The sequence below is a fragment of the Achromobacter deleyi genome (assembly GCF_902859705.1).
In the GTDB taxonomy this organism is placed as follows: Bacteria; Pseudomonadota; Gammaproteobacteria; order Burkholderiales; family Burkholderiaceae_B; genus Achromobacter; species Achromobacter deleyi.
Genome location: NZ_CADIJO010000042.1, coordinates 26,168 through 36,969, shown reverse-complemented (window position 1 = coordinate 36,969; position 10,802 = coordinate 26,168). Strand labels below are relative to the sequence as shown.

Below are 10,802 nucleotides of genomic sequence, written 5' to 3'. Positions count from 1 at the left end.
TCTTCATGGACCGCGGCGAGATCATCGAGCAGAACAGCCCGGACGAGTTCTTCGACAATCCGCAGAACGAACGCACCAAGCTGTTCCTGAGCCAGATCCTGCATTGATCTGGAACGCGGGGCGGTGTGGGTCGCTGCCCCGCGGTTCGTACCACCCAAGCGCCACAAGCCGGCCGATCAATTCCCACCCGCGCCTTAACAAGATCTTGAGACTCGCCTACCTAGAATCGCCAACGATTCTCATTGGCACTTCTCTTGGAACTTCTCATGGCGCAGTCCTTCTCCCCTCCCCGCGGCGCGTTCGCGCTCAAAACCCTGGGCATCGCGCTAGGCGCCGCCGCCAGCGCCCAGGCCCAGCCGGCCGACACCGCCGTGCAATTGGCCCCCGTCACGGTGCAGGGCGATGCCCCGCCCTACAAGGCCGACCGCGTGCAGTCCGGCAAATTCACCGAACCGCTGCTGGACACCCCCCAAAGCATCACCGTGGTGCCGCGCGCCGTGCTGGAAGAGCAGCAGGCCCAGAGCCTGCAGGACGTGTTGCGCAACGTGCCCGGCATCACCTTCAGTTCCGGCGAAGGCAACCTGGGCTGGGGCGACATGTTCACCATCCGCGGGTTCTCGGCGGAGCAAAGCATCACCGTCGACGGCATCCGCGACGCCGGCCTGTCCAGCCGCACCGACATCTTCAACCTGGAGCAGGCCGAAGTCTTCAAAGGCACCGGGTCCATTGAATCCGGCGTGTCCGCCGTGGGCGGCAGCGTCAACCTGGCCAGCAAGGAAGCCCGCCTGGGCTCGTTCTACAAGGCCTCGGGAGGCCTGGGCACCGACCACTACCGGCGCATCACCGCCGACCTGAACCAGGAACTGACCGACAGCTCGGCCCTGCGCATCAACCTGATGCGCCACCACAACGGCGTGGCCGAGCGCGACGTGACGGAGTTCGACCGTTCCGGCATCGCCGCATCGCTGGCCATGGGCCTGGGCACGCCCACCCGCGTCACCTTCAACTACCTGCACCAGGAAGACAACAACATCCCCGACGGCGGCGTGCCCATCCAGCGCGGCACCGGCGGCCAGCGCATGCCCAACGTGGCGCGCAACGCCTGGTACGGCGATCCTTCGCTCTACACCGAGCAGACCCGCACCGACCAGGCCACCCTGAAAGTCGAGCACGACTTCAACAAGGGCGTACGCCTGTCCAACATCAGCCGCTGGCAGCAGACCGACCGCATCGGCGTCCTGTCGCCCGCGCGTTTCAACAGCACCTCGCGCACGTCCTACGGCTACGTCGGGGCCGGCCCGCTGGTCAACAGCGCCGACGGCATTGCGTCCTATAGCGGCTACACCGCGCTGGACAATCCCAGCCCCTACGCCCAACTGCGGGGCAACGACTTCGGTACGTCCAAGCGCTATACCATCCTGGCCAACCAGAGCAACCTGAACCTGGACTTCAAGACCGGCGGCATCAAGCACCAGCTTGTCACCGGCATCGAGTTCTACCAGGAAACCTACGGCGACCACGAACGCACCATCAAGGCCCCGTCCACCAACCCCACCATCGACCTGCGCAACACCGGTGGCGTCGACATGGGCGGAGTCGACACCGTAAAGGGCAACAGCGGCAACGAAGCCCGCGTCTTCAATACCGGCCTGTACGTCGCCGACAACCTCACCCTGACGCCACACTGGCTCGTGCAAGGCGCACTGCGCTATGACCGCTACCGCGTCACCCAGGTATCCGGATCGGCCGGCAACCACACCACCAACCGCATCGAAGACGGCGCCTGGAGCGGCCGCGTCGGCCTGACCTACAAGCCCGTCGAACAAGCCAGCCTTTACGCCGCCTACAGCCAGGCCGCCCAACCGTCGGCACTGGGCGCCTCGACCAACAACAACATCTACGGCGCGACCGGTGGCGACACCTACAAACCTGCCGTCTCCAAGACCTGGGAACTGGGCGCCAAATGGGACGCCGCCGGCGGCGACCTGTCGCTGACCAGCGCCCTGTTCCGAACCGAACTGTCCGACTCGTGGGAATACGGCGACGACGCCACCGACGTCGTGCGCGCCCTGCCCGCCAAGCGCGTTGACGGCATCGAACTGGGCCTGTCCGGCAACATCACTCCGCGCTGGTCGGCATTCGCAGGCGTCAGCGCCATGAAAAGCCGCATCACCAAGGGCGCCAACAGCGGCGAAGAAGCCAAGAACGTGCCCGACCTGACCTTCAACCTGTGGACCACCTACGCCGCCACCGACCGCCTGTCGCTCAGCTACGGTGCGCAGTACGTCGGCAAGCGGCGCTACACCGACAACAAGTATGTCGGCGGCAAGAACAACAACAGCGCCACCGTCTCCGGGCCGTCGGGCACGCATCCGATCTGGGTCCGGGATGACGAGAAGGCGCCGTCGTACTGGCTGCATTCCGTGGCGGCGCGCTATCGCGTGGACAAAGCGCTGACCGTGGGGATGAACGTCGAGAATCTGTTCAACAAGTTCTATTACAGCCGCGTAGGTGCGTCGCTGGATGGGTTCCAGCTGTATGGGGTGCCGGGGGCTGGGCGGACAGTGACGTTTACGGCGGAGTTGTCGTTCTAGAAACGCTCTGGAAATTAAGAATCTTCCAATTCTCCTTTGAGTCCGGAATGCGTAGCTTGGGTGCGCATTCCGGATTTCTGCTTTTCAGGGCTGCCCTTTCGAGCCTGAGCAAACAACCCATCAGAATTGCGTGCCGGCCCCCCACTGACAACCCTTGACGAGAAAAAAATGAGCGAAGCCGCGATTCAACTTGATCTACTTGAAGCACACATCGATCTCAACGCCTTCTCATTTGACGAGTCAGCCCTGATCTTCTCAACGTTTCTCCAGCAGCTCGCCACGGAAATGTGTGAGAAAGGACAATTTTCGAGCAAGTTCCTGCGGTGGACGACCGAGACGCTGGGGCTGCGGCTCACTCCTGGAAAGATTCCCGCGGTTTCCGAGCTACGTCAGACAAGGGCCAAGACGTGGGAGCTCTACCACGCCGAGCCGGATTGCCCCAAGAAGCATTTTCTCAGAGCGGTGATCTGCAGCCTCTACGATAAAGACACCGACGCAACCACCGAGCTTGAAGCCCCGGAAATGATTGAACTGTTCTTCTTCGTGCTCTCGGATGTCGGGACTGGAATCTGCGAGCGGTTCAGAGTTTTCTTTGAATCTCAGCACAAGCAGCGCTGACAAGCAGTGCTGACAAGCAGCGACGCAAGACATTGGGTGAGGCGACGTGTTCTTGAACGTCACCGGCAGCTTGTACACTGCCCTCAAGCCCACCACCCGGAGCGCAAGACCGCCATGGAGATCACCCCCGTCGACTACCGCGAGCAGTACGCCTTCCAGCCTGTCGACACCCTCAGCCATCGCCGGCTGTCCGGCGCCGTGTCGCTGCGCAAGGTGCTGCAATGCCTGGACGAGTTGCGGCGGGCCGACCCTGGCCACCGCTACTTCTGCACCCTCGACGACATCAACCAGTGCTGCTACACCAGCGGCCACGCGGGCAATGATGATCGCATCGACATGGACTACGGCGACACCGACTTCGACGACCCGGAATCGGTTCACGCCTTCGAGGTGCGCCGCGCGGCTCATGTGGCGGCGCAATTGCAGGATGCGTCGTTGCGTCAGTCCTGGGAAGACGTGTGCGGCACGCTGATGACCACGCAGGATGACGTAGACGTCCTGGTAGCCACCAACCGCGATCCCGATCGGGTGCTCGATAGCGTGGTCTACCTCCAGCGCGTCACCGTGCCCGACGACACCTTCATGATCGCCGCCCTGCCCAATGGCTACTTTTCCTGCGACTGGGATGTGTTCCAGAACCACGCGGTGATCCGGCGCCTGCACGAGCGGCATGGCTACCGCTTCCTGGGCCTTGGCGCATCGTGGCTGGGGTTCGTGCGCGATGCGCCGCCAGGTACCGCGGCAGCCGAGGTCTTGGTGGCCGATCTGGCGGACTTGTATGGCTGCGCGGGCGAGCAGTACCAGGCTTCGTGGCGCCAGCTCGTCGAGATCGTGGCCGACGGCAATGTGCTGCTGCTCGGCTACACGGAGAATTTTGCGGAGTAGGCCACCTTCCGACTGGCCTGACATGCTAGTTATTGGATTGACGCATGTCTTCAAAATGATGCAAGTCCAGGCCCGACTTCTGAAAGCGGCTGGTGACCGCTTTCAACTGTGAACCGCTGAAGGGCCCAATCGACTGCCAAGCAGCGCCACAGCGCTGCGCATTGCCCGGGCAGCCGCTATCGGCGGGCAGCGCCTGCCCGTACAGCGCGACATTGACCGCCAACGTGGGAATGGCGACATCCTCGGCGCGCTCGCCGCGATAGAAGCCGTCCAGCTGCCGGCGCAGGCCCGCCCAGATGCGCTCGCCCGACTCCTGGCCGGAATGGCAATCCTCAAAGCGCAGGTCTTTACCCGCTGAAGCCGTCGCCTTGCAGGCCAAGGTTACGCTTTCCCCCGGCGCCAAGACCCGGCGGCGCACGGCAGAGTCGTCCGCGATGCGCGCGCGCACCTGCAGAGAGCCGGTGTCAGCAAACACCATCGAGACGGTTCCGGTCTCGTCCTGGACCGCCGAGGCGACGCGGCCCGGCATCAGCACGAGTCTATTGGCGTACCGTTTGCCGGCCGCAACGCGGTCCTGGGCGTAGACACGCGCCACCTCTGTCGCCGCGGCACGGGTGACCGCCACGTTCATCTTGTTGGCGGCATAGGTCTCACGGCCCTCGGCAAAACCGAGTATGTCATCGGCGACGAGCAAGTCGAACACCATGCGCTCGGCCGCGCTGGGCGTGTATCCGATTGAACGAGGCGCCTGAGAGATCGAATCGGCTTGCGCCACCCCGGACCACAGACTCCAACAGATGACGATCACCATCAACCTGCAGTGCATTGCTCGACTTCCCCCGTGGGCTTTTCCCACATCTCCGTGACGCTGGACCATGGAATTCTCGTGGATTCCGGATCAGTCTCTCCAGCGGTTGCACATCGTACATGCCGTCATCCCATTTCCACCCGGAAAACGCTCCCCTGCCCCGCCTGCGACCGCAATGACACCGTCCATCCCTGATGTTCGCAAATCCGCTGCACCAACGACAAGCCCAACCCCAGGTTGCCGTTGTCCGGCTGCGAGCCACGTACAAAGGGACTGAAGATGGCCTCCTGGCGTTCGGCTGGGATACCCGGGCCGTCGTCGGCGACCTGCAAATAGCCCCTGCCGGCCTGGACCGTGACGAGCGCGCCCGGGCCTGCATATTGCAAGGCGTTGCGGATCAGGTTCGACAACACCGCGCGCAGCAGCGGCGCGGGAAAGCGCGCGGCGGGCTCGACGCCCTGCTTGTCGTCAACCTCGTCCGCTTGCAGCGTCAACGTCATCCCCCGCCGCTGCGCGACCGCGCCCCAGGCCGAGACTTGCTCGCGCGCCGCTTCGACCGCGCTTTCCCGCGCGAACTGCGCGCCGGCATCGCGGCCCCGCGCCAGCATCAGATACGTGTCCAGCCGCTCGCCCATGTCGGTTGCCGCCGCCGCGATCCGCCGCACCCGCGCCGCGCCCGCGTCGTCCAGCCCCGGCTCGTCCAGCAGCAATTCACACGAACTGGAAATCACCATCAGCGGCGTGCGCAGCTCGTGGCCGACGTCGGCGGTAAAGAGCTGTTCGCGGCGCAAGGCCTGTTCGAGCTGGTTGTAGGTGGCGTCGAAGGCAGCGGCGAGGCGGCCGATTTCGTCGGGGGGATAGTCTTCGGCCAGGCGGGTCTGGGGCGGTTGCGCGCCGCGGGCGGTGACTTGCGCGGCCAGGCGCGCCAGCGGGCGCAGCATGCGGCGTGTGGCCAGCGTGCCCAGGACGAAGGCCAGGACCAGGCTGGCGGCGAGACCGGTGACGACGGTCCAGTGGGACGTCGCCTGGTTGCGTTCGTATTCGGTGTAGTCGCGCAGCAGCATGTAGCGCTGGCCGTCCTTGTCGTCGACCATGGCGTGCCACACGCGGCCGCCGCGCTCGATCTTGTGAAAGCCGGGACCCAGGCGCCGCAGCCAGTCGGGAAACGTCGGGCCGCCGGGATCGCCATGGAAGAAGCGATGCGGCCGGCCCGGGTCGATGCCGGCCAGGAAGTCGCCGCGTACGCGGTCCACGGCCATGCCCATGTCGATGCGTTGCAGATGGACTTCGAGCTTGTTGACGCTCCAGATGGACACCCAGGTCAATGCGCCGCCGACCAGCAGGGCCAGCAGCACGTAGGTCAGCACCAGGTGGCGGGCCAGGCCGCGCCGCGCGCTACGCATCGGCGGCGGCGCGCAGCTGGTAGCCGATGCCGTGCACGGTGACCAGCAAGGGGGTGTCGAACGGTTTGTCGACCACCTGGCGGATCTGGTGGATATGCGTGCGCAGACTGTCGCTGTCGGGCGGCGAATCGCGCCACAGGGCTTCTTCCAGGCGGCCGCGATGCACCACGGCCGGGCTGGCGCGCATCAGCAGCATGAGCAGTTGCAGGGGCGATGGCGGCAGGCGCAGGGGTTGACCGGCGCGGGTCAGTGCCAGGGTGCCGGTATCCAGCGTCAGGTCGCCCACGCGCAGCACGCGCGCAGCGCCCGCACCGCTGGCCCGGTGCAGCAGGGCCTTGGCGCGAGCGGCCAGTTCGGCCAGGGCGAAGGGTTTGACCAGGTAGTCGTCGGCCCCGGCATCAAAGCCGGTCAGCCGGTTGTCCAGGGTGTCGCGCGCGGTGACCATGATGACGGGGGTGTCGCAGGCGGCCTCGGTGCGCAGGCGGCGGCACAGGTCGTAGCCGTCCAGCCGGGGCAGCATCAGGTCCAGCACGATCAGGTCGAAGCCGCCCGTGGCCGCCATGGCGTAGCCGCGCAGGCCGTCTTCGGCGCAGTCGACGATGTAGCCGCGGCGCGTGAGGTGGTGCGTGATGTTGGCCAGGATGTCGGGGTCGTCTTCGATGACAAGAACGCGCATGTCGGGCAGTGCCGGAAATGGAAATCAGTCTCATATTGTAAGCGCCACCCCTGCCCGCCCATCCGCTGGCCTGATGGTTGCGGCCCCGGCGCCACAGCGGCTGCGCGTCTTAACGCTTTCTTGAGACGGGATGGCGGAGACTGCACGGCGATAGGAATGGTTCGCGTTACCCGCATCCCCGCGGTGCACGTCGTGGCCACAGGATCCCTCCATGCGTTTGAAAGCTATGTTCCCCGCGGCGCTGGCCGTTGCCGCTACCCTTTTTGCCGCCGCGCCCACCGCCCAGGCCCGCCAGGTGACCGACCTGGCCGGGCGTGTGGTGACGGTGCCCGACCACCCGCAGCGGGTGCTGCTGGGCGAAGGCCGCTTTGTGTTCGCGATGGCGTTGCTGGACCGCGCCGACCCGGTGGCCCGGGTGGTGGGCTGGCAAGGCGAACTGAAGCAGCAGGACCCGTATTCCTGGCAGCAACTGGTGAAGCGCTTTCCGAAGGCGGCCGACGTGCCGCTGATCGGCAAGACGTCGGAAGCCAGCGTGAGCCCCGAGAAGATCGTGTCGCTCAAGCCGGACGTGGCGGTGTTCAGCCTGAGCGGCCATGGCCCGGGCCGCAACAATCCGATGATTGCGTCGTTGCAGGAAGCCGGCATTCCCATCGTGTTCATCGATTTCCGGCAGCATCCCGTGCAGAACACGGTGCCCAGCCTGCGCATTCTGGGCCAGGCGCTGGACCGCCAGGACGCCGCCGAGCGCTATATCGCGTTCTATGAATCGCACATGGCGCGGGTGCGCCAGATCGTGCAGCCGGTGCCGCAGGCCGAACGGCCGCGCGTGTTCGTGGAAATGCTGGCGGGCGTGTGGCCGGCGTGCTGCCACAGCACGGGCAACGGCAGTTTTGGCGACCTGCTGGAAGCCGCAGGCGGCGTGAACGTGGCCGCGCCGGTGCTGCCGGGGGCCATTGGCGATGTCAGCATGGAATTCCTGCTGCAGGCCCAGCCCCAGGTGTACATCGCCACGGGCAGCCGGTCGGAACCCGGCCGCGCAGGCCTGTTGGCAGGCCCCGGTGCCGCGGCCGACGTGTCGGCCGCCAGCCTGTCGACGTTGCTCGAGCGTGACGGCATCCGCGACCTGGAGGCGGTCAAGAAGGGCCGCGCCTTCGGCATCTGGCACGCGTTCTACAACTCGCCCTACAACGTGGCGGCGGTGGAAGCGATGGCCAAGTGGCTGTATCCGGAACGCGCCGCCGCGCTGGACCCGCACGCCACGCTGGACACGCTGTACCGCGACTTCCTGGACGTGGACGGCGCGGGCACCTACTGGACCGCGCCGGCGGGCCGCTAGGCACGGCCGGGCACGCTGATCATGTCGCTTTCCGCACTTGCCAGGGCAGCCACCGCCGCCGCCCCGCTTGACGCCATTGCCCTGCACCGCCGCACGCAGAAGCGGCGGCTGGCGCTGGCCCTGCTGTTGACGCTGGCCATTGCCGTCAGCCTGTTGGCCGACATTGCCACCGGGCCGGCGGGCCTCGCGCCGGCCGACCTGCTGCGCACGCTGCTGCACCCCGACGCGGCCGATGCCGGCGCGCGCGTCATCGTCTGGCAGTTTCGCCTGCCCTATGCGCTGATGGCCCTGCTGGTGGGCGTGGCGCTGGGCCTGGGCGGCGCCGAGATGCAGACGATGCTGGACAACCCGTTGGCCAGCCCCTACACGCTGGGCGTGTCGGCGGCGGCGGCCTTTGGCGCGTCGCTGGCGATCACGCTGGACTGGCACGTGCCGGCGCTGCCGCCGGGCATGGTGGTGTCGCTGTCCGCCTTTGCCAGCACGCTGGTGTCGGTGCTGATCCTGGAACGGGTGGCGCGCTGGCGCGGCGGTTCGACGCTGGGGGTCGTGCTGTTCGGCATTGCGCTGGTGTATTCGTTTCAGGCGCTGGTGATGCTGCTGCAGTTCGTGGCCAGTGAAGAGGCCCTGCAAGGCATCGTGTTCTGGACCATGGGCAGCCTGGCCCGCGCCACCTGGACGACCGTGGGCGTGATGGCCGCGGCGCTGGCGCTGGCCTTGCCGTTTTCGATGCGCGACGCCTGGAAGCTGACCGCCGTGCGGCTGGGCGAAGAACGCGCGGCCAGCTTCGGCATCGACGTCAAGCGCCTGCGCCTGGTGAGCCTGCTGCGCGTCAGCGCGCTGGCGGCGCTGGCCGTGTCGTTCGTGGGCACCATCGGCTTCGTGGGCCTGGTGGCGCCGCACATCGCCCGCCTGCTGCTGGGCGAAGACCACCGCTATTACCTGCCGGGCAGCGCGCTGGCCGGCGCGCTGATCCTGTCGCTGGCCTCGGTCGCGTCCAAGACCGTGCTGCCCGGCGCGCTGATTCCGGTGGGCATCGTGACGTCGCTGGTCGGCATTCCCTTTTTTCTCACCATCGTCATTCGCGCCTTGAAGCGCAGCTGACGCATTTTTCTGAACCCCGGAGACGCTTTCCCATGCAACACCGCTACACGCTTTCCCTGGCCGCCCTGTTCGCCGCCGGCGCCGTCCATGCCGCCGAGCCCGCCGCCGCGACGCCCGCGACGACGACGCCCGCTGCCGCTTGCACCATCGACGTGCAAGGCCAGCCCGGCAAGAAGTTCGAACCCAACCACATCGTGGTGCCCTCGACCTGCAAGGATTTCACGGTGCGCCTGATCCACACCGGCAAGAACAGCAAGGAAAAAGCCGGCCACAACTGGGTACTGACCAAGACCGAGGAGATCGACGCGGTGATGATCGACGGCCTGAAGGCCGGCGCCGCACACGAGTTCCTGGCCCCCGGCGACGCCCGCATCCTGGCCAAGACGCCGATGCTGGGCGGCGGCGAAACCGCCACCGTGACCTTCCCCGTCAGCCGCCTGGCCGCCGGGCAGTCGTACACCTTCTACTGCTCGTTCCCGGCGCACGCCCAGCACATGCGCGGCACGCTGACGCTGCAACCCTGACGCCATGAATCTGCGGGACATCCCCTTGCCAGGCGGCACGGCGGCGGCCAACGCGACGCTGGAAATCCGCGGCCTGACGGCCGGCTACGGCAGCCGGCCGGTGCTGCGCAACCTGCACGCCAAGGCCTTGCCCGAGGCCTCGCTGACGGCACTGCTGGGGCCCAACGGCAGTGGCAAGTCGACGCTGCTCAAGACCCTGGCGGGACTGAACCCGATGCAGGGCGGCACGCTGCGGCTGGACGGTACGGATTTCGGGCGCCTGCCGCCAGCACAGCGGGCCGCGCAAGCCATGTACATGCCCCAGGCCCTGCCCAAGGGCGTGCACATGACGGTGCTGGAATCCGTCCTGGTGGCCGCCCGCTCGGGCCGCCACGGCCAGAGCGGCGATGCGCTGATGGGCGAAGCCATGCGCGTGCTGACCGAACTGGGCATCGGCCCGCTGGCCAGCCGCTACCTGGATGAACTGTCGGGCGGCCAGAAGCAGCTGGCGTCCCTGGCGCAGGCGCTGGTGCGCCGGCCGCGGCTGCTGCTGCTGGACGAACCGCTGTCGGCGCTGGACCTGAACTACCAGTTCCACGTGATGGACGTGCTGCGCCGCCAGACGGCGCGCCATCGCCTCATCACGCTGGTGGTGCTGCACGATCTGAACATCGCGCTGCGCCACGCCGACCGGGCCTTGCTGCTGCATGGCGGCGCGCTGCTGGCCGAAGGGCCGCCGCAAGACGTCGTGACCGCCGACACGCTGCGCCGCGCCTACGGCGTGCGGGCGCGGGTGGAACGCTGCCCGCAAGGCCAGCCGCAGGTGCATGTGGACGGGTTGGCCTGACGACGGGTTGACCTGACGTTATATAGTCAAG

Annotated in this window: 10 protein-coding genes and 1 pseudogene; 8 read left to right on the top strand and 3 right to left on the bottom strand. The window is 66.8% G+C overall.

The features are described from left to right. The 4 genes and pseudogenes from HV798_RS30350 to HV798_RS30335 all read left to right on the top strand — a co-directional run. Window positions 1–107 (top strand): annotated as a pseudogene (locus HV798_RS30350) (amino acid ABC transporter ATP-binding protein); the annotation flags it as partial. Window positions 108–266: 159 nt separating this feature from the next. Continuing rightward, window positions 267–2,594 carry a TonB-dependent receptor gene (locus HV798_RS30345; RefSeq protein ID WP_175196602.1) on the top strand — a complete coding sequence of 776 codons (2,328 nt, stop codon included), beginning with the start codon at window positions 267–269 and terminating at the stop codon, window positions 2,592–2,594. A gap of 168 nt (window positions 2,595–2,762) precedes the next feature. Further along, window positions 2,763–3,212: a hypothetical protein gene (locus HV798_RS30340; protein ID WP_175196600.1), complete on the top strand. Its 450-nt coding sequence runs from the start codon at window positions 2,763–2,765 to the stop codon at window positions 3,210–3,212. A 114-nt stretch (window positions 3,213–3,326) separates the two neighbouring features. Then, window positions 3,327–4,097 (top strand): hypothetical protein, encoded by a 771-nt coding sequence (locus HV798_RS30335; RefSeq protein ID WP_175196598.1) that lies wholly within the window; start codon window positions 3,327–3,329, stop codon window positions 4,095–4,097. 25 nt (window positions 4,098–4,122) lie between these two features. On the opposite strand, the gene HV798_RS30330 is transcribed toward HV798_RS30335, so the two are convergent. From HV798_RS30330 to HV798_RS30320, 3 genes are all read right to left on the bottom strand, one after another. Beyond that, on the bottom strand, window positions 4,123–4,908 hold the full coding sequence (locus HV798_RS30330; RefSeq protein ID WP_175196596.1) for a hypothetical protein: 786 nt from the start codon (window positions 4,906–4,908) through the stop codon (window positions 4,123–4,125). Between the two features lie 122 nt (window positions 4,909–5,030). After that, on the bottom strand, window positions 5,031–6,308 hold the full coding sequence (locus tag HV798_RS30325) for a sensor histidine kinase (protein WP_175196594.1): 1,278 nt from the start codon (window positions 6,306–6,308) through the stop codon (window positions 5,031–5,033). Continuing rightward, window positions 6,301–6,984: a response regulator transcription factor gene (locus HV798_RS30320; RefSeq protein ID WP_025136552.1), complete on the bottom strand. Its 684-nt coding sequence runs from the start codon at window positions 6,982–6,984 to the stop codon at window positions 6,301–6,303. Before HV798_RS30320 ends, HV798_RS30325 begins: the two co-directional genes overlap by 8 nt. Window positions 6,985–7,195: 211 nt before the next feature. Here HV798_RS30320 and HV798_RS30315 point away from each other — a divergent pair, with 211 nt between their 5' ends. From HV798_RS30315 to HV798_RS30300, 4 genes are read left to right on the top strand one after another with little or no spacing between them, the layout of a single operon-like run. Then, a complete protein-coding gene (locus HV798_RS30315) occupies window positions 7,196–8,320 on the top strand; it encodes an ABC transporter substrate-binding protein (RefSeq protein WP_175196592.1) in 1,125 nt (374 codons plus the stop codon). A gap of 21 nt (window positions 8,321–8,341) precedes the next feature. Next, window positions 8,342–9,421 carry a FecCD family ABC transporter permease gene (locus tag HV798_RS30310; RefSeq protein WP_175196589.1) on the top strand — a complete coding sequence of 360 codons (1,080 nt, stop codon included), beginning with the start codon at window positions 8,342–8,344 and terminating at the stop codon, window positions 9,419–9,421. Window positions 9,422–9,453: 32 nt separating this feature from the next. Then, the gene (gene azu, locus HV798_RS30305; protein WP_175196587.1) at window positions 9,454–9,945 is read left to right on the top strand and encodes an azurin; all 492 of its coding nucleotides are present in this window, start codon (window positions 9,454–9,456) and stop codon (window positions 9,943–9,945) included. A gap of 4 nt (window positions 9,946–9,949) precedes the next feature. Beyond that, window positions 9,950–10,771 carry an ABC transporter ATP-binding protein gene (locus HV798_RS30300; RefSeq protein ID WP_025136548.1) on the top strand — a complete coding sequence of 274 codons (822 nt, stop codon included), beginning with the start codon at window positions 9,950–9,952 and terminating at the stop codon, window positions 10,769–10,771. Window positions 10,772–10,802: the final 31 nt, after the last annotated feature.

Excerpts from the sequence above, each read along its gene's own strand:
- azu (WP_175196587.1), top strand. The coding sequence starts at position 9,454 with ATGCAACACCGCTACACGCTTTCCCTGGCCGCCCTGTTCGCCGCCGGC.
- HV798_RS30300 (WP_025136548.1), top strand. The coding sequence starts at position 9,950 with ATGAATCTGCGGGACATCCCCTTGCCAGGCGGCACGGCGGCGGCCAAC.
- HV798_RS30345 (WP_175196602.1), top strand. The coding sequence starts at position 267 with ATGGCGCAGTCCTTCTCCCCTCCCCGCGGCGCGTTCGCGCTCAAAACC.
- HV798_RS30310 (WP_175196589.1), top strand. The coding sequence starts at position 8,342 with ATGTCGCTTTCCGCACTTGCCAGGGCAGCCACCGCCGCCGCCCCGCTT.
- HV798_RS30320 (WP_025136552.1), bottom strand. The coding sequence starts at position 6,984 with ATGCGCGTTCTTGTCATCGAAGACGACCCCGACATCCTGGCCAACATC.
- HV798_RS30315 (WP_175196592.1), top strand. The coding sequence starts at position 7,196 with ATGCGTTTGAAAGCTATGTTCCCCGCGGCGCTGGCCGTTGCCGCTACC.
- HV798_RS30330 (WP_175196596.1), bottom strand. The coding sequence starts at position 4,908 with ATGGTGATCGTCATCTGTTGGAGTCTGTGGTCCGGGGTGGCGCAAGCC.
- HV798_RS30340 (WP_175196600.1), top strand. The coding sequence starts at position 2,763 with ATGAGCGAAGCCGCGATTCAACTTGATCTACTTGAAGCACACATCGAT.
- HV798_RS30335 (WP_175196598.1), top strand. The coding sequence starts at position 3,327 with ATGGAGATCACCCCCGTCGACTACCGCGAGCAGTACGCCTTCCAGCCT.
- HV798_RS30325 (WP_175196594.1), bottom strand. The coding sequence starts at position 6,308 with ATGCGTAGCGCGCGGCGCGGCCTGGCCCGCCACCTGGTGCTGACCTAC.